We start from the raw sequence: 25,555 nt of genomic DNA, 5'->3' as shown, positions 1-25,555 counted from the left end.
GTCGGTATCACGACTGTTTTGCGGAGGTGCATTATTTTGGGGGCCAAAGGCGTTAACCTTTGGCCCAGAGTGCTTTGTGACGCGTTAGATGCGCTCAATCGCGATGGCGATGCCCTGACCGCCGCCGATGCACATGGTGATGAGACCTTTGGAGCCGCCGGTGCGCTCTAGCTCGTACATGGCTTTCACGGTAATGATGGCGCCGGTTGCGCCAACCGGGTGGCCGAGCGCAATCGCGCCGCCGTTCGGGTTCACTTTGGCCGGATCAAGGCCGAGACCTTTGTTCACGGCGATCGCTTGGGCGGCGAAGGCTTCATTGGACTCGATGACGTCAAAGTCGGCAATGCTTAGGCCGGTTTTGGCCAGCAGGTTTTCCACTGCTGGGACCGGACCAATGCCCATGACCTCCGGACGGACACCGGCGTGGGCGTAACCCAACACGCGGAACTTGGGTGTCAGGCCAGCTTTCTCTGCGGCTTCGGCGCGGGCCATGACGATGGCGGCGGCACCGTCGTTGATGCCCGAGGCGTTGCCCGCGGTCACGCGACCGTCTTTCTTGAACACGGCGCGCAGCTTGCCAAGGCTTTCCATGGTTGAGGCGGTTGGGTGCTCGTCACGGGCAAAAGGCACCATGTCGCGTTTCACCTTGACCTCAACCGGTACGATCTGCTCGTCGAAGTAGCCAGCATTGATGGCGGCGGCGGCGCGTTCTTGAGAGGCCAGTGCAAAGGCGTCCATGTCTTCGCGGGTGACATCGTGCTCGTCGGCAACGTTTTCAGCGGTGATGCCCATGTGGCCGGTGCCAAACGGGCAGTTCAGCGCGCCCAGCATCATGTCCAGCGTTTTCACGTCGCCCATCTTCTGGCCCCAGCGCTGGGACTGCATGATGTAGGGGCTGCGGGACATGTTTTCCGCACCACCGGCAAGCGCGAAGTCGGCGTCGCCCAGCATCAGGGACTGCGTGGCGGAGACAATCGCCTGCGCACCGGAGCCGCAGAGGCGGTTCACGTTCATCGCCGGGGTGGTGTCCGGGATGCCCGCCTGCATCGCGGCAACACGGGAAAGGTACATGTCGCGCGGCTCGGTGTTGATTACATGGCCATAGACCACATGGCCGATCTGGCCGCCTTCGACGCCGGAGCGTTCCAGTGCGGCTTTGGCGGCAGCGGTGCCAAGATCAATGGGGGCGGTGTTGGCCAGCGAGCCGCCAAAAGTGCCAATGGCGGTGCGTGCTCCGCCCAGAATTACGATGTCCGACATGGTCGTCTCCTCCTGAAATCGTCTTGGCTGCAGTATGCAGGTGCAGCATCGGGGAGTCAGGTGGAACGGTGCGTCACAGAGCCTGCGCCCGTAGTCTTACGGAGGTCGCGCGCACGCCTTGATTGACAAAAGGCGGGTTAGTCCCGCATTTGGGGGCATGAGTAACGATCTGCCTATCTTAGAACTTTTGCCCGCGCGGTTGCGGGAGGCCCGCCGTGCGCAGGGGTTGTCGTTGGACGCGGTGGCAAAGTTGTCGGGCGTGAGTCGCTCGATGGTGAGTCAGATCGAGCGCGGTGAAAGCAGCCCCACTATTGCGACCCTGTGGAACCTGACGCGGGCATTGCAGGTGGATTTTGCCGGTCTGCTGGATGCGCAGGCGGGGGACAAGGTGGATGTGCTACGCGCGTCCGACGTGCCGCGATTTGACAATATGGGACATCTTTGTCTCATTCGCATCCTGTCGCCACCCGAAGATGTGGGCGGCCACGAGGTCTATGACATCACCTTTGAGGCGGGTGGCAGCCTGAAAAGCGCGCCGCATACCCGTGGGGCGACCGAGCAACTGACGGTGCTGTCCGGTGCTGTGAGCGTTTCAAGCGGCACGGCTTCGCAGGACTTGGCGGAAGGCGACACGGCGCGCTATGCGGCGGATGTGGCCCATGCGATTGAAGCCACAGAGCCCGCGCGGGTGTTTCTGATTGTGAAGAACGCTTGAGGTTTGGCGACTAGGGGGCGCCTGACCCTGGGTGGGCGCTTTCACTGCACTAGATTTTGGCAGGCAACTTACCAGCCGCGAAACCGATCCGTTTCTTGAAACGTTGCAAAGCGCCCTCCCGTGGGGAGGGTCAGGCGCGCCCCGGGATTGCAGCCCGTGGCAAGAGGCGTGCTACACTCCAAACATGCCGACTTCCTGAATTTCGGATTTTTGTCCGTTATGGTGAATTTCCCTCTTCACGGATATAATTCCGTTATGGTAGATAGTTGTCCATCATTATGGAGAACCCCCATGTCCGACGCTTTCTTGACCGACATCCGCGACACGCTCACCACCATTGAGGCCGAGGGGCTGATGAAGACAGAGCGTATGATTACGTCGCCCCAAGGTGGCGAAATTCAGGTGGGAGATCGGGAGGTCATCAACCTCTGTGCCAACAACTATCTTGGGCTGGCGGACAATCCGGCGCTGATTGCAGCGGCGAAAGACGCTATGGACCCGCGCGGGTTTGGCATGGCCTCGGTGCGGTTTATCTGCGGCACGCAAGACATTCACCGGGAGTTGGAGCAAAAGCTGGCGCGCTTTCTGGGCAAAGACGATTCGATCCTGTTTGCCGCCTGTTTTGACGCCAATGGCGGGTTGTTTGAGCCGCTGTTGACCAAGGAAGATGCGATTGTCTCGGACAGTTTGAACCACGCGTCGATCATTGATGGAATCCGCCTGTGTAAGGCCAAGCGCTATCGTTATGCCAACAACGATATGGCGGATTTGGAAGCGATGTTGCAGCACGCACGCAACGAAGGCGCGCGGCACATTATGATTGCCACGGATGGTGTGTTTTCCATGGACGGCTATCTCGCCAACCTGCCGGAGATCACGCGACTGGCCAAGAAATACGATGCGGTGGTGATGGTCGATGACTGTCACGCTACCGGGTTTATGGGGCCAAATGGGGCCGGCACGCCGGATCACTTTGGGGTCGATGTGGATATCCTGACCGGCACATTGGGCAAGGCGCTGGGCGGGGCGATTGGCGGCTATATTGCCGGGCCGCAGCCGGTGATCGATCTGTTGCGTCAACGGGCGCGGCCGTATTTGTTTTCCAATTCGCTGCCGCCCAGCATTGTGGCGGCTGGGTTGAAAGCGATCCGGTTGGTGGAAGACGGCGCTGAGGACCGAGCGCGGTTGCGTGAGAATGCCCAGTACTGGCGGGCGGGCTTGGAAAAGCTGGGGTTTGAGATCCTACCGGGCGAGCACCCGATCATTCCGGTGATGCTGGGTGAGGCGACCTTGGCGCAGGAGATGGCGGCAAAGCTGTTTGAGGAAGGGGTCTATGTGTCCGGTTTCTTCTTCCCGGTGGTGCCCCGCGGGCAGGCGCGGATCCGCACGCAGATGAATGCGGCGCTGACACGGGATGAGTTGGACCGGGCGCTGGCGGCCTTTGGCAAGGTGGGTAAGGCGTTGGGGATCATCTCATGAGCAAGCCCAACACCATGACCGCGCTGGAGAAATCCAAGCCTGAGGAAGGGCTGTGGATGGTGCAGGCGCCGGTGCCGGAGACTGGGCCGGATGAGGTGCTGATCAAGATCAACAAGACCGGGATTTGTGGCACGGACATTCACATCTGGAACTGGGACGACTGGGCCAGCGCGACGGTGCCAGTGCCGATGATCACGGGCCATGAGTTTGCTGGCGAGATTGTCGAGATGGGCCGCAATGTCGAGGGGCTCAGCATAGGTCAGCGTTGTTCCGGTGAGGGGCATATCATTGGCCATGAGAGCCGGCAGGCGCGGGCGGGGAAGTTTCACCTCGATCCCGGGACACGTGGCATCGGGGTGAACGTGCAGGGTGCGTTTGCGCAGTATCTGCGCCTGCCCGCGTTTAATGTGGTGCCTTTGCCGGATGACATTCCCGATGAGATTGGCGCGATTTTGGACCCGCTGGGCAATGCGGTGCACACGGCCTTGAGCTTTGATCTGCTGGGCGAGGACGTGCTGATCACTGGCGCGGGGCCGATTGGGATCATGGCGGCAGCGGTGGTGAAACATGCGGGCGCGCGGCATGTGGTGATCACGGACATCAATCCAGACCGGCTGGCCTTGGCGGAGCACGTGGTGCCCAATGCGCGGGCGGTGAATGTGGCCTCCGAAGACCTGCAGGACGTGATGCATGAGCTGGGGCTCAAAGAAGGTTTTGATGTGGGCCTTGAGATGAGTGGCTCCCAAGCGGCGCTGGACCAGATGGTGGAGGCGCTGGTGATGGGCGGCAAGATTGCGCTGCTGGGCATTCCGCCGGGGAAGTCGCCGGTAGACTGGTCGCGGATTGTGTTTAAGGCGATCACCATCAAAGGCGTCTATGGGCGTGAGATGTTTGAGACTTGGTACAAGATGATTGCCATGTTGCAGAACGGTTTGGACGTCAGCCGGGTGATCACCCACCAGATGCCGGCTGCGCAGTTCAAAGACGGGTTTGTGGCGATGAAGAGTGGCAAGTCGGGAAAGGTTGTCTTGGATTGGACCATCTGAGGGGGCTTTGCTCCCGTCCCATCGGTGATGAGACTCCCCCAGGGTTTTTGGGACTGTGAAAGCTTGGGCGGCTTTTTTTGCGGCGGTTAGCCGTCTCGGCGTTTGTCCAGAAAGGCGCGGATGTCTTCGAGCAGCGGCAGGGCTTCGGCAATGCGTTCCGGCGGGAAATGCGCTGCCACATCCATCATGTCCGGGCCAAGCGCGGCGATGGCATCTTCGCGAAATTGTCGGCCAGCCTCTGTCAGCATGACGCATTTGGAGCGCGCGTCTTTGGGGTTGGGTTCCAGCGTGACCAATCCGGCCTTGCTGAGGCCGGACAGGGTGTGGGTCAGAGAGGTTTTGGGCACTTGAAGCGCGGTGGCGATGTCCATTGGCGTGCGCCCGTCGCCCAATCGTGTCAGGTGATTGAGCACGGTGAAATGAGACACCAGAAACCCGTCTGGCAGACGGGTTTCAAACAGGCGGCTTGAGAGCTGATTGATAATCCCCACTTCGTTGAAGAAGCGAAAAATAGTTGGGATTGTCTGCTCAGGTTTGGGCAATCTTTGCCTCCAATGGCCAGCGTGGACTTGGCGCCACCTGGGGACCGTATCCGATACGTCCCAGCATTTGAACCGTTCCGCCGTTTGGCGCAAGGCGGTTGTGAACGGTCTGATAGGGGCTGTCCATTTCGGGGTATTCTTGCAGCACCTGGCTCAGCGGCTGCAGCCCGAGGCCAAGGGCAGTGGTGGCCAGATTGACCCGTACCCAGTTTTGACCGGCTGTGATCTGGTCTTCCCGCGTGTTGGTTTCTGTCACCAGCCAAATGTGCCCCATGGCGGTGTCGGTGTTGGCAAAAACGGCGTCGAGACCGGATTTGTAGGCCGTCGAGGTGGTGTCTGTCGCCGATTTTCGGGTGAACAGGCCGGTGAGATGGAGCGTTTCAAACAGGGGGCCGGAGAAGTCGATGCCATCCGGATTGGCGTTGACCTCACGATGGCCGATGCGGAACAGGTCCACGCTTTCCTGGTAGGTGTTAGGTGTTTCGACCTCGATCTGAAGCGCGGTGTGGGTGAGGTCCCGCAGTTCTGCAACGTCTTGAGCATCCACGGAACCGCCAAACTGCACGCCATGACCAAGTGTTCTGGCCAGTTGAGTCAACGCGTCGGGCATGACAGCGCGGGAGGTGTCAAACGGCTCTTTGTTGGAGCGGCGGGACATCACGTGTTGAAACAGCGGATCAGGTTTCTGGGTAACATCTTTGATGAAAACCGCATGGGCGATGGGACGCGTGTCCAAATGAGAGTCGTTTTGACCTTCGGGGAAGAGTGTGAGGTCCACGCGATAGCCGTCTTGCGCGGCGGCCATACGCATGACCTCAAGGAAGCATCCCAACCCAATTGTGATTTGGCGGTTCAGTGGATCGGTTTCCGGCAGCAGCTTGTCCAGATCGGCAAACAAGGTGACTTCGCTGTCTTTGGACAGGTCCACAATCCAAGGCTGGCGATTGTGCGGGTTGGGCGCCAGCAGTGCAAAGGACAGGGCTTTTTTACGGGCGTCTTTATAGGTTCCGGCCAAGTCCCAAGGCGCGAGGGCCTCCGAGGGGCTGCGGGTTACGGCGTATCCGGTGGCTGCTGCAGCGGCGATGACACCGCCGCCAATCAGGGCGAGTGTTTTTCGACGGGTGATGTTCATAGGGTGACCTCAGTTTGTGCGATGTCGTACTAAATAGTGCGAAGTCGTACTAAGTCAAGCGGGAAGCCTATCTTGAGGGTGTCGCGAAAGGAATTTAACAAGCGTACTATTGAAAAACGGGTGCAGCGCCCCCATTTACGCATTGAGGAAAGGGGCACGGTCCCGCCTCCGAGAGGCCAAAGCCAAGGCACTCGCCATCGCTCCGCAAAAGGAGACTTCTGACATGCTTATTGCTTTCTACATCATTCTTGTAATTGCCTTGCCAGCGGCCATTGGAGCGCTGTTGGTGGCCAAAAACATCAACCGCAAAGACCCAACAGCTGGGTTTATGTTACTGCTTTTGGCCGCTGTGCCTGCGCTGGCTTACGGGTTCTACGTGCCGCAAGGGGTAATTGTGGACTTCCGGTTTGATCTGGGTGGTCCGGGTGCCTATGGGCTTGGCGTTATGATTGGGGCGACCGTTGGTGCGTTCCAGCGTTGGATGCCGCAGCGGGCCTAAGATTTCTCGCGTAAAACGTGTGAGGTTGCTACAACGATTCTGCGTTTCAGGAGGCAGGACATGGGTGTGATCCGACCGGCAACTTTGGCCGATCAAGAGCGGCTGTATGAGATGGTGGTGCAAACCGGCGTGGCCGGGGACGATGCAACGCCGCTCTACCAAGATCCTAAAATGCTCGGACATATCTACACGGCGCCTTACGTGGTTTTGGCGCCGGAATTGGTGTTTGTCGCCGAGGTTGACGGGCAGGTCGCGGGTTATGTCTGTGGCGTGGTCGACAGTCGAGCCTATGAGGCGCAGCTTGAGGAGGCATGGTGGCCCGCCTTGCGAGGGCAATATCGTGCCCCTGATGTGGACCAGCGGGCAGCGTGGTCCGAGGATGAGAAGCGGGCCGATTGGATACACCATCCGGTGCCCACGCCGGACTATGTGGCCGATCCATATCCAGCGCATATGCATATGAACCTGATGCCGGAAGCGCGTGGCGGCGGACTGGGGCGGCGGCTGTTTGAAACCTGGCTGACTGTGGCGCAGGCATTGGGTGTGGGGCCGGTGCATATTGGCGCGGACCCGAAGAATGACGGTGGTATCGCCTTTTGGCAGGCGATGGGGTTTGAACGGTTGCGTCAGCCGGACGGGACGTTTGCGGAGAACACCTGCTGGATGGGACGGCCTTAGAGCGTTTTTAAAGGCAATTGGCAGATTGGGAATTTCACATGGCTGCGAACTCAATGTTGGATGTGATTGGCGGAACGCCCTCTGTGTGGCTGGATCGCATGGTGGCGGCGCGTGGGCTGGACGGGCGTATCTTGGCGAAGCTGGATTATTTGAACCCGGGGTTTTCCAAGAAAGATCGGGCAGCCAAGGGGATTATTGAACGGGCGGTAGCGGATGGATCGTTGCGGCCCGGTCAGACCGTGGTGGAGTTGACCAGCGGCAATATGGGCACGGGGTTGGCGATCGTCTGCGGGTTGATGGGTTTCCCTTTTGTGGCAGTGATGAGCCGGGGCAACTCGGTGGAGCGGGCGCGTATGATGGCAGCGCTGGGCGCGGAGGTCGTGCTTGTGGATCAATTGCCGGGGTCGACGCCGGGGCGGGTGTCTGGCGCAGACTTGGCAGAGGTGGATCGGGTGGCACAGGAGATTGTGGCGGCGCGTGGGGCGTTTCGGGCGGATCAGTTCCATCACGCGGGCAATGCGGCGGCGCATTATGAAACCACGGCGCCCGAGATTTGGGCCGATAGCGACGGTCTGGTAACAGCATTTGCGGATTTTGCCGGGTCTGGCGGGACCTATGGCGGCACAATTGCGGGGTTGCGGGCCAAGAACCCTGAGGTGCGCGGCTATTTGGTGGAGCCGGAAGGGGCGGCCGCTTTGGCTGGTGCAGAGGTGACTGCGCCGGATCATCCTATCCAGGGCGGGGGCTACAGCATGGCGGAGTTGGACTTCCTGCAAGATGTGTCTGTTGACGGCTACCTGACCGTGGATGGGGATATGGCGCGGACCACGGCGCAGGCTTTGGCCAAGGAAGAGGGTGTCTTTGGTGGGTTCTCTGCGGGGGCCAATGTCGCAGCCGCGTTGCAGCTTTTGGCAGGGCCGGAAAAAGGCGGGGTCGTTGCAGTGGTGATCTGCGACAGCGGGCTCAAATACCTGTCGACCGATTTGTGGGATTAAGGGCCGGTATTTCTCGACATGCCATAATTGTATCCAATATACATTTGTCCAATGTTTATTGGGTCCTGACGAGGGCCTTGTTTGCGCAGGCCGCTCCCCCTAGGGTGCATGGCGCAAAGTGAACATCTGTTCACTGCGCCAATAAAGCCAGCCAACGGGACACCGAGCCACATGCGCGAGAAGATTTTAGACGCCACCGCAGCGATGCTGGTGGCACATGGCACACAAGCGTCGATGAGCAAGATTGCCAAGCAGGCCGGGGTTGCGACCGGGTCGCTCTATAATCATTTCGAAAACAAAGATGTGCTGATCCGTGCAGTCTATGAAGAGTTGGGCGCGATTGTGGAACAAGCGTTGGTGGCTGGCGACGATCCGAGCCTGCCTGCACCAGAGCGGCTAAAGGCCTACATCGATCGGCAGATTGACTTTGTTTGGTACAATGAGAACCACGCTGACCTGCATGAGTATCTGTCCAATGTGCCCTTGTTGCCGCGTGACGAGGTGCTCGACAGTTTCAACCGAACATCGGATTTTATCGCGGGCCTGCTGCGGCAGTTGCAGGACGAGGGCTGGGTGATCGCAGGCGATGTTGGCGTGATTGGTGGCTACATCGGTGGCGGTGTGCGTAATACGCTGAAATGGCAGCGTTCACTGGGCGTGACGCTGACCGACGAGATGCGGGAGCTGGTGCACCGGCTGTGTCTGCACGGGGTGCGGACCGAGGCTTAAGCTGGTTTAATAGTCGCGCTGGAAGAAGATGCCGATGCCGGTGTCATCATCAGAGCCGACCTTGCCTTTCACCGTCAGGCTGTCGGAGACGTCGAGGTTGAGGCTGATCGAGCTTTTGCCTTTGCTGTCCACGCCAACCTCTGTGTAGACGTTTTCGTTGATGTATTTGCCGGCGCGCAAACCGGGCGTGCCGGATTCATCAAAAGTCAGTCCAAGGTCATCCAGACCGGAATTTTCACCCAAACGCGGGCCTTGTGGGCCAGCGCCAGAGAGTTGCGCCAAAGCGGCGGCCAGTTGCGCGGCTTGCAGGGCGGAGATACTGGAGAGGTCGCGGCCAAACAGCAGTTGGGAGAGCACCTCGTCCTCGGGCAGGTCCGGGTCGCTTTCGAGCTCAATCTTGGGATCGTCGAGGCGGCCATCCAGGATCACGTAGATGGTTGCGTCGGGTTGTTCAGAAATCGCGACCACGCGCATGGTCGGGACCAGATCGCCCAACATGGAGATGCGGCCTTCGTCCAGTTCGAAGTTTTTGGACAGGAAGGACAGGCGGCCGCGGATCAGGTCGATCTCGCCATTGGGGCGGATGTCATTGGTGGTGCCGCCAATTTGCATGCCGCCGTTGAAGTCTGCATTCAGGCCAAGGCCCCGAACGGCGATGCGCTCGCCGGTTTGAATGTTGATGTCGAGACCAAAAGGCGGGGCGGAGGAGCCACCTTTTTCTTTGGCGATGAGGCCCGCGCGGTCGCGTGTCAGGCGCACTTTGGACGGCTCGTTGATGTGGCGGATGTCAGGGATTGGCCCTGCGCCTGCGAGTCCAACCGGCGTGACGTGGATGTCGGTTTTGCCGAGCACGATGTTGCCCGCGATGTTACCGCCGCCGGTGAGGGGGCCGGAGAGGGTGATGGTGCCATCCACCTCGGTTTTCAGAAGCTGCCCCTGTTGGATGATGATGTCGGTCAGGGTGACCGGCAGGTTGGCGGAGAATGGCGGTGCGAGGGCCACGTTGCCGTTCACACCAATCTGGCCGCCGCCGGAGAACTGCGTGGTGATGTTGAGGTCCGCCGCACGGCCGTTGAGACCAACAGAGCCGCGAATGTCCTCAAAGGCCACACGCAAGTCAGGCAACACAAAGCGGGCGCCGCCCAAAGTGACGGTACCGGTGACGGCCTCCGGCCCCAGTGCGCCCTTGAGGCGCAGGTCATAGTTGGCGATGCCTTGGATGGAGTTGGGTTGTAGGAAGACGTTGGCGGCGGCAAGCGGTACGGTGCCACTTACTTCAAAATCGTTGGCGCTGCCTGCCGGATCAATCAACCCTTTGCCTGTGCCGCGGGTGTCAAACGGGCCGGTGCCGTTGAAGGCGACTTGCCAGCCGTTGGGGGCTTGTTCGGCAGAGGCTTGAATACGCGCTTTGCCGGGCAATTCGGGTACAAACACCTGCACCTGGCCGACTTCGAGGTCCACGTCAGCTGCGCCATTGCCGGATTGTGGCAGCGTGGCGCGGATGGTGGCGGTGGTCTGTGCCGGGGCGGTGGCGGAGAGGTCAAAGGCCCAATCCGCACCGGTTTGCACGGCGCGGCCTTTGGCGGTGGCGGGGCCATTCACGCCTTCGAGCAGCAAGGCGACCTCGTTGAGCGCCGCTTCAAAGGTGAGGTCGCTGTTTTGGCTGGCAAGGGTACCAGACCCTGAGGCGGAGAGTTGAGCGGTTTTCACGTCTGCTTCGCGGATGGTGATGCCGGTCTCATCGCGTTTGGCCGAGATTTTCAGCGTGCTTTCACCTGCCAGCAAGGCGTCCGCGCGGTCGTCTGAAATGGCAAGGTCTTGGCCTGTGGCGCTGAGTGTCAGGTCGAAGCTCTGGGAAATCGGCAGTACCGCGCCGTTGAGCACCGCAGACAAGCGGCCGCTGAGATCGCGCTTGGCAAATGGCGCAAACAGGGAGATGTCGGCAACTTCAAGTGTGGCATCAGTGTCGATGGTCAGGTCCTGACCGCTGCCGGTGACATGCACGTTGCCCTGTGAGCCCAGGCTATTGGTGCGCAGGCTGTAATTGGAGAGGGTCACGCCAGCGCCTTTTTCCCAAACCACATCGCCTTGAAAGCCGCCGTTGGCCCCGACCACCCTGGCAAGGTCCGGGTCCGAGAGTTCGAGGCCCCGCATGCCCATTTGCAATTGTGCCTCGACACGTGGAGTGGGCGTCTCTTGAAGGGTGCCTTCGCCAAACAGCGCCACGCGGGCCAGCGTGAGCGTGTCGGTTTGCACCTCATCCATGGTGCCGCTGAGGGTCCAGCGGTCGCCATCCGCATGGTTGAACTTCGCCGCAAGTTCGGCGCTTTGCACGTAATTCTTTGGGCCTTTGAGCGGCAGCAGTACGGGTTTGCCAGTGTCGTCGCGCAGTTGGATGTCGAGATCAAAGCTGTCTGGCAGACCGTTTGCGTCTATCGCCATTTCCCCGTTCAGGTTCAAGGAGCGCGAGCTGAGCAGAAGCTGTTGCAGCGTGATGCGGCCATCACCAAAGCGGCGCAGCAGGGTGCTGAAGCCGATGTTTTCGCCCAGGAAATCTTTATAGTCCGGCGCAAAGAGCGGCGCCATATTGCCGCCGAGATCGGCGCGGACCACCTGTGTGGGGGTATCTTCCGGCGTAGCGCCGGGCTCGGTGGCCAGTTCGACAGAGCCTGCCAGGCGCCGTTCGCCGTCGCTGGTCAACAGAATGTCGGCAATGAAATCATCCAGTGGGCCTTCGCCAAGAACGGTGAGCGCCATGGGTGGCTCGCCGGGGATTTTGGCTTGGGTCACCAATAGTCCGCCGGCGTCTTCGTGTACTTGCAGGTCTACGCGCAGTTGGCGGGTCTCGTTGGAGAAGGCACCATCCAATGCAAAACGCGCGGCAGGGCCATCAAGCCGCGCGGCGGACAACAGCGCCTCGCCGCTGCCGCCTTCGAGGATCAGGCGCGCGTTCAGGGAAAGGTTGAGCTCTTCGCCCAGAAAACTTTCACCCAATGTGATGCGGTCAGCCTTCAGGGACTGGATGTTGATGCTGACAGGCAGTTCAGGCAGCGAAAATGGCGTGGCTTCTGCCGTGGGGGGCGCGCTTGGGTTTGGCGCTGGAGCGCGGGCGAGGATGATCTCGTCTGCGCTCAGCTCGTTGACGTTGATGTTGCCGCGCAGCACGGCGAGGCGGTTCCAGTTCAGCGTCATGCCGCGCATGGTCAGCCAGGTGCCATCGGCGTCTGACATGCGAATCTCTTCTACCGTGGCGTTAGAGCTGATCGCGCCTTTGAGGCCGATCACCTCAACCGTGCGGCCTTCGCCGGACAGGGCATCCTCCAGGAAGTTGGTCAGCATACCCTTGTCTTCGTCACTGGCCTCTTGCTGGTCCGCGTCTTGAGCGGAGAGTGTCAGGGGCCAGATCAGGCAGAGGAGAAGCGCAAGATACCGCATCAGTAAGCGTGTCCAATCCCGATGTAGAGTTGCAAGCCGTCGCCGGTGTCGCCTTCTACAGGCGCGGCGAGGTCAAGGCGCAAGGGGCCAAATCCGGTGTTGTAGCGCACACCCAGACCAGCACCCGAGTGCCATTTGCCGTCGCCGCTGAAGTCTGACTTCTCGCCAACAAAACCGGCGTCATAGAAGGCCACGGCGGAGAAGTGATTGTTGATTTTCACCCGCATCTCACCGGAAAGCCCTAGGAAGGACAGGCCGCCGCTGTCGATGCCATTTACGGTCACGAAGTTGGACTGATAGGGCTGACCACGCACGGTGCCACCGCCGCCGGAGTAAAACAACAGGTCGGGCGGGGTGTTGCGGATGGAGGGACCCAGGATGGTGCCAAATTGCAAACGGCCCGCAGCGATCACGCCATTGTCTGCCCCAAAGCCACGATAGCCGCGCAGATCGCCTTTGAGGTAGAGGGCGCTGTCCGCTTCGGCGTAGCCATAATAGGGGAAGGCGTTGCCCTCGATGTAGTATCCACGGGTCGGGTTGGCGATGTTGTCACGCCGGTCCATCTTGGTGGTTACCGGCACCCCAATCAGATGCAGTTGGCGTTTGCCGTAGTTGTCGTCCACGTCAGAGAAATAAAGACCCAGACCGGCGGTGGTCTCAAACCGCTCTGAATGGATGGTTTTTACGCCAACGCCCAGAGACAGGCTGCGCAAGAAGTAGAGGTCTTCGTCTTCTTGCTTGAGTTCGGCGCCCAAGGTCAGTGCGGTGTTGGCGCCAAAGGTGGCCGGGCGGGAGTAGCGCGTGCCGAGGCTGTAGTTCACGCCGCTGTTTTGCGCGCCAAGATTTTCGATGGAGAAATCAAAACGCAGGTTCTCTCCCCCGCCATTGAGGTTGCGGTGCATCCAATAGGCCGAGAGGCTCAGGCCATCACGACTTTCGAGTTCGGCACCAAAGCCAATCCGGCGCGGTGGGTTGTCCACCAGCGCAAGTTCCATATCCAGCGAGCCGTCCGGGTTGGGTTCATCAGCCTCGCGCAGGTCGATGGTGCGGAAGGTTTCTGTACGGCGCAGACGGGAGGTGACTTGGGCGACGGTTTGTGGGCTGAAGGTTTCGCCTTCCGGCAGGTCGGCGATCTCACGCACCCGTTCGGGGCGCACGTTGGATTGATCTTCATAGATCAGCTTGCCGAAGGTCAGCTTGGGGCCGGGTTCCATGGTCAGATCGACGTCCAGCGTGGCCTTGCGGTGATCGGCGGTGATGGTCTGGTCGCTGACTTTGGCCTTGGCGTGGCCTTCATCGCGCCAGCCGTCCACGCCAGCGCGGGCGGCGTTTTCGATTTCCGGCAGGCTGGCGGGCTGGTTGGGGGCAAAGCCCTCTGGCAGTTCTGTGGCTGGAACAATGGGGGCGATTTCGGTTTTGCCAAATTTGAAGTTCGGGCCGGGGTCGACCTGATACACCACCTGTCCCACCGAGGATTTGGTGGCGAAGGGTGAGATGTTGTGCGCCTCTTGCCCGTCCACGCGGATGGACACGCTTGGGCTGAAGTGCCCCAAGGAATAGAGTGTGCTGACCAGGCGGCGGTAGTCGGATTGGGCAGCGGCAATGATGTCCTGCGGATCACTGCTGCCCTCTTCCTTGGCGGCAGAGGTCAGGGTAGCGGCCAGCAAGCGTGCTTGCAGGTCTTCGTCACCGTTTGAGGTTGTCAGTTGAATGTCAAACGCCTGTGCGGGCAGGGCCAGCCCGGCGCACAGGGTTGTGGCCAACAGCGTGGCCTTGCCCGAAAATAGGACCCGTCGTGCGCCTGTCTGCAAAGCATCCCCCATGCGCGCCAAAAACTCTTCAAAATGCTTGGGCAACAGGCAGAACGTTGCCCCTCATCGGCAGACTAGACCAAGCGTGACTCTGTGGCCATACGGCAATCACATACTTTGCAGCGGATCGGCGACGTGGCGCTAGGCAATCCGATGATCCCGGCGTATGACAGAGGCACATTGTCTTGAGAATTCTTATGCATAGGCTGCAACGGTCCCTTCCTGTCGTCTTTGTGCGAAGCCTGCTGTTTTACGGGTTGGCTGCGATCGCCATGGTGCCGTTTTTGCTGCTGTGGGTGTTTCAACGTTGCGCGCCGGACGGGGGGCGGCGCCTGGCGGATGGGTATTTGTCGGTTCTGCGCTGGCTGCTGCGGATCGTATGTGGCATCGACTACCGCCTTGTGGGGCTGGACAATGTGCCGGAAGGGCCGGTGCTGATTGCGTCCCAGCATGAGAGCACTTGGGAGACGCTGTTTTTTCATGCCCTGTTTGACTATCCAGTGATGTTCGCCAAGAAGCCGATTTTTTCCTATCCGGTGTTTGGGCCGGTGGCGCGGGCTTTGGGGCATATTCCGGTGGAACCCGGTGGCGACGCGATGCGCGAAGGGTTTCGCGCGGGCGTGACGGCAGTCAAAGATGGTCGGCGTTTGCTGATCTTTCCCAGTGGGACCCGGCGGCAAGAGAAGTCTGAGCTGCAAGCCGGGGTCGGTGTGCTCTACCAACTGGCCGGTGTGCCGGCGGTGCCGGTGCGTTTGACCTCGGGTGCGGTCTGGCCACGGGGCACGTGGTTGAAGTATCCGGGGGTGATTGAGGTGCAGATCGGCCCCCCTATTGAGGCCGGTTTGGACCGGCGCGATTTTATGCAAATTTTGAACGCATATTTGGCAGATTAGACGGGTCTGCCGGAGGCGGAAAATCCCTAAAATTTCTCATGTATTCCATATGTTAAGGTGGGGGTAAGAGCTGGCGTTTAGGTGTCGTTGTCAGGGTGAGAAAAAGGGTGACGGCGATGGCTGATAGTTCCAACGGCGCTCCGGTGATCATTAAACGTAAGAAGGTCATCGCAGGCGACGGACACCACGGTGGGGCGTGGAAAATTGCATACGCGGATTTTGTGACCGCCATGATGGCATTCTTTTTGCTGATGTGGCTGATCAACGCGACAACAGAACAACAACGGCTGGGGATTGCAGAATTCTTCAGCCCAACGGTGCCATTGAACAAAGTGTCCGGTGGCGGCAACGCCATGTTTGGCGGTGACAGCGTGCAGGAGCATAACATCCTGTCGCAAACCGGTGTGGGTGGCTTGCCGACGGCGTTGAAGGACAACCCGGATCCGGTGGAGTTCGAGCAGCCAGGCAGCAAAGGCGAAGATCAGGACTTTGAAAAAGTCGAAGACATGCTGATTGGTGGCGGTGGTGAAAGCCTGTTGGCCGACAATGTGCTCAAGCATGTGGTGACTCGTCTGACCGACGAGGGCCTGGTGATCGAGATCTTTGATTCCGAAGAAGAGCGTTTGTTTAAGCCCAAGAGCGCGGTGCCGATGCCCATTCTGGTGGATTTGGCCAAGGTGCTGGCGGAGGTGTCCAATATGGTGACCAATGACGTCGCAGTGGAAGGCCATGTGCGCACCAGCGTGATCACCGTGCGGGAAAATCCAAGCTGGCAGCTGTCATCGATTCGCGCCAATGAGCTGCGAAAGCTGATGGAAACCTATGGTTTGGAGACCGAACGGGTGGCGCGGGTGACCGGTCATGCGGATCGCGAACCGGTGTCCAATGTGCCGCGGGACCTGCGCAATAACAGGATTGAGATCATCCTGCTGCGATCGGATCGCTGACGCTAAAAGGAAATATGGTACGCCGTTAGGCCGCTGTTAATTCCGATTGTCGTAACCAAACAGACGACGACCGAATTGATACAGCAGAAAGGCGTACCATGTCGATTTCCTCTTCGCTTAATGCCGGTGTGGCCGGGCTCAATGCCAATGCCACCCGACTGGCGACCATCTCTGACAACATCGCGAACTCTGCGACCTATGGCTATCGCCGGGTTGAGACTGATTTCCAGTCGATGGTGACCGGTGCCAGTGGTGGTAAATATTCCGCAGGGGGCGTGCAGGCGACCTCCCGCCGTTTGATTGATGAAGGCGGCTCGCTGACGCCGACCACCAACCCGACCGATTTGGCGGTACGTGGTCGCGGCTTCCTGCCCGTGTCTCCGGCGACCTCGATTAAAGCTGGTGACACCAGCCCTCCCATGATGCTGGCCACAACTGGCTCTTTCCGTCCGGATGAAGATGGCTATCTGGTCTCCGAGGCGGGCCTGACCCTGATGGGCTGGCCTGCAAATGCCGATGGCACCGTGCCAAACTATCCACGTGACACAGACACCGGCCTGAGCCCTGTGCGTTTGTTGACCTCGCAGCTGGTTGGCTCTCCAACCACCGCGGTTGATCTCGGTGTGAACCTTCCAGCGACTTCTACCGTGGCGGGCGCTGCGGGTACCATGGAAACGCTGACCATCGAATACCATGGCAACCTGGGTCAAGCGGAAACCCTGAGCATTGAATTTACGCCAACCGTGCCAGCGGCGGGTGCGTCCAACGAGTGGAACATGGTGATCCGCGATTCGGCCTCCGGTGGCGCGATCATCGGCGACTACACCATGACCTTTGACGATGGCCGGACCTCTGGTGGTCTGTTGCAGGGTGTTGTGTCCAACCCTCCCGGTGGCGCGTATGACCCACTGACCGGCAGTGCGATCCTGAACGTGGCGGGCGGCCCGCTGGAACTGAGCATCGGGATGCTTGGCACCGAAGGCGGCATGAGCCAGCTGGGTGATGACTATGCCCCTCTGAACATTGACAAAGATGGCGCGCCGGTTGGCTCCATGACCTCTGTTGAGGTGGACAACAACGGCTTTGTACACGCCTATTTTGACACCGGGATCACCCGCACCATCGCGCAGATTCCGCTGGTGGACGTGCCAAACCCGAACGGCCTGGATATCTCTTTGGACTTCCAGACCTACGTGCCATCCAATGAAAGTGGTCCGTATTTCATGTGGGACGCCGGTACCGGCCCCTCTGGGGAACTTCTGTCTTATGTCCGTGAGGAATCGGCCACCGATGTGGCGGGTGAACTGACCGACATGATCCAGACCCAACGTGCCTACAGCACCAACGCCAAGGTCATCCAGACCGTGGACGAGATGCTGCAGGAAACCACCAATATCAAACGTTAAGTAATCGCGCCGAGGCCGTTGTAGGCCGGAAAGGAAAAGCATGAGCATTTCAAGCGCTCTGTCCAATGCACTTACTGGACTGACGGCCTCAGCGCGCCGGGCAGAGGTGGTGTCTTCCAACATCTCCAATGCCATGACCGAAGGTTATGGGCGGCGGTCTCTCAGTCAATCCGCCGCACTTTATGGCTATTCCGGCGGTGTGAAACTGGAGGGTACGTCTCGCAACGTGAACCCGGTGACCATCGCCGAGCGTCGGTTGGCCGATGCAGGCACCGCTTTGGCCAGCGGCACCAGCGCGTTTTACAACCGCCTGGAAAAGGTGGTGGGCACGCCGGATGACCCAACCAGCCTGTCAGGTGTGATGGCGGCGTTTGAAAGCTCGATGGCGATGGCCACCGGTGCGCCGGACAGCGACATTCGTCTTGCCAATATGTCCCAGGACGCGGAGCGCATCGCCAATGCGTTTAATGATGCATCCGACGGCATTCAGAAAATGCGCACCGAGGCGGACACCAACATCGGCAATATGGTGGAGAGCCTAAACGGCCTTCTGAAAGAAACCGAAGAGGTGAACCGCAAGATTTCTCTGGCGATCAACCAGGGGCAGGAAACCGCCTCGCTGGAAGATCAGCGTCAGGTGTTGATTGACCAGATTGGCGAGTTGGTGCCGGTGCGTTTGACCCCGCGTGATCGCGGCGGCGTGGCGCTTTACACAACCAATGGTGCGGTGTTGCTGGATGGCAAAGCGGCGACAATCGAGTTCACCGAGGTGGGCACAGTTGAGCCCCATATGACCGAGGCCAATGGCCTGCTGAACGGCATTTCGATCAACGGCTACCCGATGCGGATCGACAGTGACAAAGGCGCGCTCGCCGGTGGCGCCATTGGGGCGCAGTTTGCGATTCGCGATGAATTTGGCACCCAGGCACAGGCTGATCTGGATGCTGCCGCGCGAAACCTTGTGGAGCGTTTTCAGGATCCGACGATGGACCCGACGCTGGCACCGGGTGATGCGGGTATTTTCACCGACGCAGGCCTGGCGTTTACCGCCGCAAACGAGGTTGGTCTGGCCGGGCGGCTGGAGCTGAACAATCTCGTAGACATTGACGGTGCCGGGGAGACTTGGCGGCTGCGCGATGGTTTGGGCGCCGCAGCGCCGGGCGATTCCGGTGATGCGACCCATCTGAACCGGATGCTGGACGCAATGAAGGAGCAGGTTGTGCCTGTGTCCGGCGGCTATGGCAGCAAGGCGGTCTCCATGAGCGAGATGAGCGGCAAGTTCCTCTCCAGCGTGGCCGGTGCGCGGGTACAAAGCGATCAGGATATGGCCTTTGCCTCCGCGCGCCTCAACTCGCTTGAGGAGATGGAGCTGATTGACGGTGTGGACACCGATCAGGAGCTACAAATGCTGATGCTGGTGGAACAATCCTATGCGGCCAACGCCAAGCTGATTCAGGCCGTGGATGAAATGATGCAAGAACTGTTGAGGATCTCATGACCATTACATCGATAGGTGACATGGCGCAGCACATGATGAACACGCGCCGCACAACTTCGGTTAAGCAGGACCTCAACCGGCTGGCTTATGAGTTGGGCTCGGGCCGTAAGGCGGATGTGGCGAAGGCGCTGAAAGGCGATTTCAACATGCTTGCCGGTGTGGAGCGTCAACTGACCGTGTTGGAAGGCTATGACATTGCGGCCAAGGACGCGTCGCTGTTTCTGGAAACCGCGCAGTCCACTCTGGATCAGATCCAAACCGTGACCGGTGATCTGGGCCGCGATCTTTTGTCTGCCTCTGAATCCGGCCTTTCGGCCTCTGTGGTCAGTGTGGCCAAAACCGCGCGCAATGATTTTGATGCCATTGTCAGCGCGTTGAACGGGCGCGTCGCAGACCGCTCCCTCTTTGCCGGCACCGCCACCGACGGTGCACCGTTGGTTGATGCCGACACTATGATGACGCAGATTTCCGCGGCCGTGGCCGGCTCCGTCACTATTTCCGACATCGTGACCGCGGTGGATGACTATTTCATGTCCGCTGGTGGGGGCTTTGAAACCGGGGCCTACATGGGCTCTTTGAATGACCTGGCGCCAATGCGCCTGAACGACAACCAGTCGGCGGACTTTAATGTCCGCGCTGACAGTACGGAACTGCGTGAGGCCATGCGGGATTCCGCACTGGCTGCGCTGGCCTTGGATCCAGGCTTGAACTTGAGCCTTATCGAACAGAAACAGCTGATGGAAACTGCCGGCGAGCGGCTTTTGACCGGTCAGGACAACCTGACAAGCGTGCGCGCGGACATCGGCTTCAATCAGGAACGTATTGCGAATGCGATGGCGGAGAATTCGCTGTCGCGCAGCTCGATGCTGATGACGCAGAGCGATCTGCTTTCTGCGGACCAGACGGATGTGGCGGGCAAGCTGCAGGCCGTGCAGGTGCAACTCGAGATGGTCTACACGATCACCTCGCGTCTCTCCCAACTCACGTTGGCAAATTATGTAAGGTGAATGATCTCATGGGCTTAGCAAGAATGCTACTGCTCCTCGTACTGATGCCAGTCATGGCAGCAGCAGCGCCGATCCGGATCAAAGATCTGGTAGAATTTGACGGTGTACGAGGCAATGATCTGGTTGGCTACGGTTTGGTGGTTGGCCTGAACGGAACCGGGGACGGGCTGCGGAATGCGCCGTTCACCGAAGAAATTATGGGCAATATTCTCGAACGGTTGGGTGTGAACATCACCGGCGAGAACATGCGTCCCAAGAATGTGGCGGCGGTGTTTGTAACCGCAACGCTCCCGCCCTTCGCCCGTGCAGGCGGCACGGTGGATGTGACCATTTCGGCGATTGGCGATGCCAAAAGCCTTTTGGGCGGCACATTGGTGATGACACCGATGAATGCGGCCGATGGTGAGATCTACGCAGTCGCCCAGGGCACGGTGATCGCAGGGGGCGTGGCAGCCGAAGGCGAGGCCGGTGGCGTCGTCAAGGGCGTGCCCACGTCGGGTGTGATCCCCTCCGGCGCCCGCATTGAGAGAGAGATCGACTTTGATTTTTCCACGCTGACCAACATGCGTCTGGCGTTGCGGGAGCCGGATTTCACAACAGCCAACCGGATTGAGGAAGCGATCAACCGCAGCTATGGCCGCCGTGTCGCGCTGATGCTGGATGCGGGCACCGTGCAAGTGGACATCGATCGCACCAATCAGGCCTCTCCGGCGCATGCGCTGAGCCAGATTGAGAACATATCTGTGGAGCCTGAACGCAAGGCCCGCGTGGTGGTGGATCAACGCTCCGGCACCATTGTGATGGGCGACGATGTGCGGATTTCCCGCGTGGCGGTCTCCCAGGGTGGCTTGACGCTCCGGGTCCGGGAAACGCCCCTTGTGGTGCAGCCAAATCCGTTTGCCGATGGTGAAACCGTTGTGGTGCCGCGGACTGAGGCGGAGATTGACGAGGACGAAGGCATTGGCCTCGCGGAAGTGCCGATGGGCACGTCGTTGAGTGAAGTGATCGAAGGTCTGAATGCGCTGGGCGTGGCCCCGCGGGACATGATCGACATCCTCAAGAGCATCAAAGCGGCGGGTGCGCTGCATGCGGAGTTCATTGTGCGCTAAGGCCACTTAACAAGACACGCGCGAGGGGCGGCATGTTAGGGCATGTCGCCCTTTTTGCTGTGCGCAAGGGGGCGCGTCGGCTGTCCGCCGCGCGGTGAGAAGCTCTGAGAGCGGGGCCGGAGGGCTGGGGGTGCCATCAGTGAGGGCGTGCTATTTTGTTGCCGTGTGCGGCTGGCTTAACCGCCGCGCGGTGTCAGAGGCCTGGCGGTCTGAAGAGGGGAGGACGGGCGCCACTCAGCCGACGACACGCTCCAAACTTGGCGTGTAGAGGGCTCATGAGTTGCGCATCGAGCAAGACAAGGAGATCAGGCTTGAAGCGCTGACTGCACGGCCGAGGAGGGTGTGTTGCGGTGGCCCACGTGGCGTTGCAAACAGTCGACCAGATCGGCGCGGCGGATGGGCTTGGTGAGGAAATCATCCATGCCAGCTTGCAAACAGGCACGTTTTTCCGCCTCAAACGCGTTGGCGGTCAGCGCAACGATGTGCGGCTGTTGCACGGCGCTGGCGCGAATGGCTTCAGTGGCTTCAATCCCGCTCATATTGGGCATCGACATATCCATGAAGATCAGGTCCGGTGGTGTTTCCAGCGTGGCTTCGACCGCCTCATAGCCGTCATGGGCAAACCGCAGAGTGATTGGCAGGTGTTCCAGGTATTTGGAGATCAGCAACCGGTTGGTGCGGTTGTCCTCGGCCACAAGCACGTTGAGACCCGCGAGATCCAAGGCGTCATAGTCCGGCGCTTCGCTGGCTGTGGCTTCTGTCAGCTGTGGCGCACCTGCGGGCGGCAGCTCAACTGGCAGGCTCACCAGGAAGCGGGAGCCTTCGCCAAATTCGGAGGTGACGGAGATTTCGCCGCCCATGCGTTCGGTCAGAATGCGACAGATCGTGAGGCCCAGCCCGGTGCCGCCAAACCGGCGGGTGGTGGAGGTTTCGGCCTGTGTAAATTCGTCAAAGATCGCCGCTAGCTTATCCTTGGGGATGCCGATGCCAGTGTCCTGCACGGCAAAGTTCAGGGTCAGCGCGGCCATGCTGTCATCTTCGTCCAGACCGTCCATCCACACGTCGACGTCAATTTTACCAAACTCGGTGAATTTGGTGGCGTTGCCGATGATGTTGGTGGCGATCTGGCGCAGGCGGACGTCATCCGCAAAGAGGTGCGTGGGCACATCCTCAGCGATGTGCAGGTTGAGCCCAATGCCCTTGTCATAGGCGGCGGTTTCCAGCAGGCGCAGCGTTTCCTTGAAACAGGCGCGGGTGTCAAAGGTGCTGTTGGTGATTTGCAGCTTGCCCGCGTCCAGTTTGGACAGGTCAAGAATGTCGTTGATGATCGTCAGCAGGCTGCGCGAAGAGCCGATGATGGTTTTGGTGTAGTCATCCTGCTCGTCGGTCTGCTCGGTTTCCGACAACAGGTCGGCCATGCCGATGATGCCGGTGAGCGGTGTGCGGATTTCGTGGCTCATATTGGCCAGGAAGTCGGCCTTGGTGCGGGCTGCTTCCTCAGCTGCTTTGCGGGCTTTGCGCATGCTGCTGGCGTGATCTTTGATGGCGGTGATGTCGCGCGCGATGGTGACATAAAAATCCACTTCATCGTCCGCGTTTTTCACCGGCAGCATCTGCATTTCGCTCCACCGCTTGCGTCCGTCCTCCTGGCTGTGGCGCACCTCGATTTTGCCGTCGCTGTCTTCGCGCATGGCTTGGGCTACTTTTTGGGTGATGTTGGTGTCTGCATTGGACAGTTGCGCGAGCAGGTGGGTGGGCTTGCCGATGATGTCCTTGGCGGGGATGCCGGTCAGGGTGGTGAAGGCCTCGTTCACCCATTCAATTTTCTGATTTGTGTTAGAAAGGATCACCGCGTCATTGGTTTTGCGCGCGACCATCGAGAGACGCTGTAACTCGTTGCGGTGTTTGCTGAGCGCGTCATTGGCGGCGGTCAGGTTTTTCTGGCTGTTTTGCAGGGCTTCGGTTTTGCGGAAGTTGTCCACGCCGGCTTTGACAAAGGAAAAGCACATATAGCCCATGCTGATGACCACCATCAGTTCCGGCACATTTACATGCGGCATTGCCATTTCGCCGCCAAAGCGGATCGCTTGCAGCACCAGTAGAAACAGGGGCGTTAGGACAAACAGACCCATCTTGAAGATGGCCAATTTGGGGTTGGTTGGCAGGATGAGTGCGCCATTGACAATGCCCATGCCGAGCACCCCCGCGACCCCCATGATGGAGGCCTCTTTTCCAACGGCCACCACGTAAAGCGTGGTGGCGAGAAACATGCTGATTGCCTGGAATGCGCCACTGTTCACCGCCGCGCGTCGTAACGAGGCGAGGCTCTCTCCGGCGCGCAGGCGTGCGGGAATACGGCGCAGCACCCACATGTCCACGGCTTCACCGATCACCAGCAGGGCGGTGGCGCAGCCACCCACAATAGGTCCGGTGGCCAAAATTGCCATCAAGGCGCCGAGGCTGTAGATCACGGCGCGCTGTTTAAAAGCCCGTACACGTTCGGTCGCATATTGGGTCAGCAAGCTGCGCTGACGCGTTGCCGCACGCGCAGAATGCCGCAATTGTTGTCCTGGATCTGCCACCATAGTTCACGCACCACGTAATCTTTCGTGCGGAATGCATAGCGAAACAGTGTTAATTTAATCACTCGGTCAGCCGGGTAACACTCTGACTTCTAATAAAATTTTCGAGAAGTTTCCGTGATCGTGTTGGCGCAGCGTTGCGGGTATTGCCCTGAAAAGTCAGGTGATTTGATGTGTCGGCAAGACATGTTTTTTCAGTCTTGCCCCTTGTTTGTTCTTAAAGCTTCTGTATTTGGATATTTCAAAATCTGAAATAATTCAGGGAATCGCGCGTGCCTGACGATTTATTTTCCAACACTGATCTGCCGGACGAGTTTCTGGCGATCATCGGTGTCTTTGCTCTGTTCAATCAGATTGAGGCGGAGCTGGAAGACATCAACATCGACCCGCCGCTCACCAAAATGGAGCGGCGGATATTGGTGTTTATGGACCGGCCAAAACGCATGGGGGTTTTGGCGGAGGACACCTTCTGTATTCCTTCGGCGATCACGCCGGTGGCGGACGCGTTGGAAGAACGCGGCTTTGTGCAGCGCACGCGTGATCCGAAAGACCGACGCGCGCTTGTGTTAGAGTTGACTCCGGAAGGGTTGGCGGCGCGGGCCACGTTGATGGACGCGGTCAAGCTCCGGTTCCGTGAGATTTGCGGCATGACCGTCGAGGAAATCTCCCAGTTTGCCAAATTGGCCGTGAAAGCCATGCCCGGCGCCGTAGAGGCCGGGCGATTGGAGGAAAAAGAATGCTGAAAAAGTTTGGAAAAATCTGCGCCACAGCGGCGATGATCACGGTGAGCGGCGCGGTCGCGGCCCTGGCGCAGGACGTGTTGAAGCCGGTGAAACTCATGGTGGTGAGCGAAGCGCCGGTCGCCTTTGAGCGGCAGTTCTTCGGTCAGGTGAAAGCGCGCCAGTCGGTGGATCTGGCGTTTCAGGTGGGCGGGCAGATTGTCGATTTCCCGGTGACCGAAGGTCTGAATATTGGCGAAGGCGACGTGATTGCGCGGCTCGATCTGGAGATCTTTGAGTTGCAACTCAATCAGGCGATTTTGCAGAAAGAACAAGCAGATCGCACAGTGGAGCGCCTCAACAAGCTGCGCGGCAACACGGTGAGTCAGGTGACCTTGGACGACGCGGAAACGCAGGCGTCTTTGGCACAGATCGCGGTGAAAAACGCGGAATGGTCCTTGCGCCATGCCACGTTGAAAGCGCCGTTTGATGCGCTGGTGTCCAGCCGCAATGTGGAGCTGTTCACGACCGTGAGCGCGGGCAGCCCGGTGGTGCGGATTCACGACCTGAGCGAGTTGCGTATTGAAGTGGATGTGCCGGAGATTCTGTTCCAGCGTGCGGGCAATGAGCAGAACGTGACCATCAAGGCGCGCTTCCCGGGCAATGACGAGGAGTTTGATCTGCAAATCCGCGAGTTTGACGCGGAGACTAGCAGCGTGGGGCAGACCTTCCGCATCACCTTTGGCATGACGCCGCCTGAGGGCAAAGTGATCCTGCCGGGTTCGTCCGTGACCGTGACCGTGAGCGCGGCAGAGCCATCCTCTGGCATTCTGGTGCCGCCAACGGCGATTGTGGTGGATGACAAAGGCGCAACCGGTGTGATGCGGTTTGATCCAAAGGGTGGCGATGAAGGCAAAGTGACCTGGGTCGCGGTGGAAAGCGAACCGGCCACAGCTGGCATGGTGCGCATCAATGCGGGCCTGAACGACGGTGACGAAGTGGTGCTGACCGGTGGCGGTGCCTTGACCGACGGCCAAGCCGTGCGCCGCTTTGTCGGCTTTGGCAACTGAGGG

General features: G+C 59.6%; 21 protein-coding genes. 15 read left to right on the top strand and 6 right to left on the bottom strand.

All coding sequences use genetic code 11. The features are described 5' to 3' along the window. Nucleotides 1-84 precede the first annotated feature (84 nt). Entirely contained in the window at nt 85-1,260 is a 1,176-nt protein-coding gene (locus tag SIB92_RS14385) for an acetyl-CoA C-acyltransferase family protein (protein WP_412552695.1), read from the bottom strand. A gap of 157 nt (nt 1,261-1,417) precedes the next feature. Between SIB92_RS14385 and SIB92_RS14380 the strand changes: the two genes are divergently transcribed. The 3 genes from SIB92_RS14380 to tdh all read left to right on the top strand — a co-directional run bounded on the left by SIB92_RS14380 (nt 1,418) and on the right by tdh (nt 4,500). Then, nucleotides 1,418-1,975, top strand: coding sequence for a helix-turn-helix domain-containing protein (locus SIB92_RS14380; RefSeq protein WP_412552694.1), 558 nt, complete (start codon nt 1,418-1,420; stop codon nt 1,973-1,975). Nucleotides 1,976-2,266: 291 nt separating this feature from the next. Beyond that, complete coding sequence (locus tag SIB92_RS14375; protein WP_412552693.1) at nt 2,267-3,454, top strand: glycine C-acetyltransferase; 1,188 nt, start codon at nt 2,267-2,269, stop codon at nt 3,452-3,454. Between the two features lie 14 nt (nt 3,455-3,468). Next, the gene (gene tdh, locus SIB92_RS14370) at nt 3,469-4,500 is read left to right on the top strand and encodes an L-threonine 3-dehydrogenase (RefSeq protein ID WP_412555842.1); all 1,032 of its coding nucleotides are present in this window, start codon (nt 3,469-3,471) and stop codon (nt 4,498-4,500) included. A gap of 86 nt (nt 4,501-4,586) precedes the next feature. Here tdh and SIB92_RS14365 read toward each other — a convergent pair whose 3' ends face one another. Both SIB92_RS14365 and SIB92_RS14360 read right to left on the bottom strand, forming a co-directional pair. After that, on the bottom strand, nt 4,587-5,042 hold the full coding sequence (locus SIB92_RS14365) for a MarR family winged helix-turn-helix transcriptional regulator (RefSeq protein ID WP_412552692.1): 456 nt from the start codon (nt 5,040-5,042) through the stop codon (nt 4,587-4,589). Then, a complete protein-coding gene (locus SIB92_RS14360) occupies nt 5,029-6,174 on the bottom strand; it encodes an Acg family FMN-binding oxidoreductase (protein WP_412552691.1) in 1,146 nt (381 codons plus the stop codon). The genes SIB92_RS14365 and SIB92_RS14360 overlap by 14 nt, the downstream gene beginning before the upstream one ends. A gap of 223 nt (nt 6,175-6,397) precedes the next feature. On the opposite strand from SIB92_RS14360, the gene SIB92_RS14355 reads away from it, so the two are divergent. The 4 genes from SIB92_RS14355 to SIB92_RS14340 all read left to right on the top strand — a co-directional run bounded on the left by SIB92_RS14355 (nt 6,398) and on the right by SIB92_RS14340 (nt 9,075). Beyond that, nucleotides 6,398-6,673 (top strand): hypothetical protein, encoded by a 276-nt coding sequence (locus tag SIB92_RS14355; protein ID WP_412552690.1) that lies wholly within the window; start codon nt 6,398-6,400, stop codon nt 6,671-6,673. A 60-nt stretch (nt 6,674-6,733) separates the two neighbouring features. Then, on the top strand, nt 6,734-7,351 hold the full coding sequence (locus tag SIB92_RS14350) for a GNAT family N-acetyltransferase (protein ID WP_412552689.1): 618 nt from the start codon (nt 6,734-6,736) through the stop codon (nt 7,349-7,351). 38 nt (nt 7,352-7,389) lie between these two features. Next, nucleotides 7,390-8,346: a PLP-dependent cysteine synthase family protein gene (locus SIB92_RS14345; RefSeq protein ID WP_412552688.1), complete on the top strand. Its 957-nt coding sequence runs from the start codon at nt 7,390-7,392 to the stop codon at nt 8,344-8,346. Nucleotides 8,347-8,517: 171 nt separating this feature from the next. Then, on the top strand, nt 8,518-9,075 hold the full coding sequence (locus SIB92_RS14340; RefSeq protein ID WP_412552687.1) for a TetR/AcrR family transcriptional regulator: 558 nt from the start codon (nt 8,518-8,520) through the stop codon (nt 9,073-9,075). A gap of 6 nt (nt 9,076-9,081) precedes the next feature. On the opposite strand, the gene SIB92_RS14335 is transcribed toward SIB92_RS14340, so the two are convergent. Both SIB92_RS14335 and SIB92_RS14330 read right to left on the bottom strand, forming a co-directional pair. Then, nucleotides 9,082-12,510, bottom strand: coding sequence for a translocation/assembly module TamB domain-containing protein (locus SIB92_RS14335; protein WP_412552686.1), 3,429 nt, complete (start codon nt 12,508-12,510; stop codon nt 9,082-9,084). Next, complete coding sequence (locus SIB92_RS14330) at nt 12,510-14,366, bottom strand: autotransporter assembly complex protein TamA (RefSeq protein ID WP_412552685.1); 1,857 nt, start codon at nt 14,364-14,366, stop codon at nt 12,510-12,512. Before SIB92_RS14330 ends, SIB92_RS14335 begins: the two co-directional genes overlap by 1 nt. Before the next feature lie 188 nt (nt 14,367-14,554). Here SIB92_RS14330 and SIB92_RS14325 point away from each other — a divergent pair, with 188 nt between their 5' ends. The 6 genes from SIB92_RS14325 to SIB92_RS14300 all read left to right on the top strand — a co-directional run bounded on the left by SIB92_RS14325 (nt 14,555) and on the right by SIB92_RS14300 (nt 21,181). Next, nucleotides 14,555-15,214: a lysophospholipid acyltransferase family protein gene (locus tag SIB92_RS14325; protein WP_412552684.1), complete on the top strand. Its 660-nt coding sequence runs from the start codon at nt 14,555-14,557 to the stop codon at nt 15,212-15,214. A gap of 116 nt (nt 15,215-15,330) precedes the next feature. Beyond that, nucleotides 15,331-16,161: a flagellar motor protein MotB gene (locus SIB92_RS14320; protein WP_412552683.1), complete on the top strand. Its 831-nt coding sequence runs from the start codon at nt 15,331-15,333 to the stop codon at nt 16,159-16,161. 98 nt (nt 16,162-16,259) lie between these two features. After that, nucleotides 16,260-17,567, top strand: coding sequence for a flagellar hook protein FlgE (locus tag SIB92_RS14315; RefSeq protein WP_412552682.1), 1,308 nt, complete (start codon nt 16,260-16,262; stop codon nt 17,565-17,567). 40 nt (nt 17,568-17,607) lie between these two features. Next, nucleotides 17,608-19,065 (top strand): flagellar hook-associated protein FlgK, encoded by a 1,458-nt coding sequence (gene flgK / locus SIB92_RS14310; RefSeq protein ID WP_412552681.1) that lies wholly within the window; start codon nt 17,608-17,610, stop codon nt 19,063-19,065. Then, nucleotides 19,062-20,072 (top strand): hypothetical protein, encoded by a 1,011-nt coding sequence (locus SIB92_RS14305; RefSeq protein WP_412552680.1) that lies wholly within the window; start codon nt 19,062-19,064, stop codon nt 20,070-20,072. Before flgK ends, SIB92_RS14305 begins: the two co-directional genes overlap by 4 nt. A 23-nt stretch (nt 20,073-20,095) precedes the next feature. Further along, nucleotides 20,096-21,181, top strand: a complete 1,086-nt coding sequence (locus SIB92_RS14300; protein ID WP_412552679.1) for a flagellar basal body P-ring protein FlgI — start codon at nt 20,096-20,098, stop codon at nt 21,179-21,181. A gap of 305 nt (nt 21,182-21,486) precedes the next feature. Here SIB92_RS14300 and SIB92_RS14295 read toward each other — a convergent pair whose 3' ends face one another. Further along, nucleotides 21,487-23,766 (bottom strand): ATP-binding protein, encoded by a 2,280-nt coding sequence (locus SIB92_RS14295; RefSeq protein WP_412552678.1) that lies wholly within the window; start codon nt 23,764-23,766, stop codon nt 21,487-21,489. A gap of 269 nt (nt 23,767-24,035) precedes the next feature. Here SIB92_RS14295 and SIB92_RS14290 point away from each other — a divergent pair, with 269 nt between their 5' ends. Then, nucleotides 24,036-24,506, top strand: a complete 471-nt coding sequence (locus tag SIB92_RS14290; RefSeq protein WP_412552677.1) for a MarR family winged helix-turn-helix transcriptional regulator — start codon at nt 24,036-24,038, stop codon at nt 24,504-24,506. Continuing rightward, the gene (locus SIB92_RS14285) at nt 24,500-25,552 is read left to right on the top strand and encodes an efflux RND transporter periplasmic adaptor subunit (RefSeq protein WP_412552676.1); all 1,053 of its coding nucleotides are present in this window, start codon (nt 24,500-24,502) and stop codon (nt 25,550-25,552) included. The genes SIB92_RS14290 and SIB92_RS14285 overlap by 7 nt, the downstream gene beginning before the upstream one ends. The last annotated feature ends 3 nt before the right edge of the window (nt 25,553-25,555 follow it).

The organism is Shimia sp. MIT1388, assembly GCF_047124445.1.
In the GTDB taxonomy this organism is placed as follows: domain Bacteria; phylum Pseudomonadota; class Alphaproteobacteria; order Rhodobacterales; family Rhodobacteraceae; genus Shimia.
Note: the sequence above shows the minus strand (reverse complement) of the source record. Positions and strands in the feature narration are given on the sequence as shown.

Excerpts from the sequence above, each read along its gene's own strand:
- SIB92_RS14385 (WP_412552695.1), bottom strand. The coding sequence starts at position 1,260 with ATGTCGGACATCGTAATTCTGGGCGGAGCACGCACCGCCATTGGCACT.
- SIB92_RS14380 (WP_412552694.1), top strand. The coding sequence starts at position 1,418 with ATGAGTAACGATCTGCCTATCTTAGAACTTTTGCCCGCGCGGTTGCGG.
- SIB92_RS14375 (WP_412552693.1), top strand. The coding sequence starts at position 2,267 with ATGTCCGACGCTTTCTTGACCGACATCCGCGACACGCTCACCACCATT.
- tdh (WP_412555842.1), top strand. The coding sequence starts at position 3,469 with ATGACCGCGCTGGAGAAATCCAAGCCTGAGGAAGGGCTGTGGATGGTG.
- SIB92_RS14360 (WP_412552691.1), bottom strand. The coding sequence starts at position 6,174 with ATGAACATCACCCGTCGAAAAACACTCGCCCTGATTGGCGGCGGTGTC.
- SIB92_RS14355 (WP_412552690.1), top strand. The coding sequence starts at position 6,398 with ATGCTTATTGCTTTCTACATCATTCTTGTAATTGCCTTGCCAGCGGCC.
- SIB92_RS14350 (WP_412552689.1), top strand. The coding sequence starts at position 6,734 with ATGGGTGTGATCCGACCGGCAACTTTGGCCGATCAAGAGCGGCTGTAT.
- SIB92_RS14345 (WP_412552688.1), top strand. The coding sequence starts at position 7,390 with ATGGCTGCGAACTCAATGTTGGATGTGATTGGCGGAACGCCCTCTGTG.
- SIB92_RS14340 (WP_412552687.1), top strand. The coding sequence starts at position 8,518 with ATGCGCGAGAAGATTTTAGACGCCACCGCAGCGATGCTGGTGGCACAT.
- SIB92_RS14335 (WP_412552686.1), bottom strand. The coding sequence starts at position 12,510 with ATGCGGTATCTTGCGCTTCTCCTCTGCCTGATCTGGCCCCTGACACTC.
- SIB92_RS14320 (WP_412552683.1), top strand. The coding sequence starts at position 15,331 with ATGGCTGATAGTTCCAACGGCGCTCCGGTGATCATTAAACGTAAGAAG.
- SIB92_RS14315 (WP_412552682.1), top strand. The coding sequence starts at position 16,260 with ATGTCGATTTCCTCTTCGCTTAATGCCGGTGTGGCCGGGCTCAATGCC.
- flgK (WP_412552681.1), top strand. The coding sequence starts at position 17,608 with ATGAGCATTTCAAGCGCTCTGTCCAATGCACTTACTGGACTGACGGCC.
- SIB92_RS14305 (WP_412552680.1), top strand. The coding sequence starts at position 19,062 with ATGACCATTACATCGATAGGTGACATGGCGCAGCACATGATGAACACG.
- SIB92_RS14300 (WP_412552679.1), top strand. The coding sequence starts at position 20,096 with ATGCTACTGCTCCTCGTACTGATGCCAGTCATGGCAGCAGCAGCGCCG.
- SIB92_RS14295 (WP_412552678.1), bottom strand. The coding sequence starts at position 23,766 with ATGGTGGCAGATCCAGGACAACAATTGCGGCATTCTGCGCGTGCGGCA.
- SIB92_RS14285 (WP_412552676.1), top strand. The coding sequence starts at position 24,500 with ATGCTGAAAAAGTTTGGAAAAATCTGCGCCACAGCGGCGATGATCACG.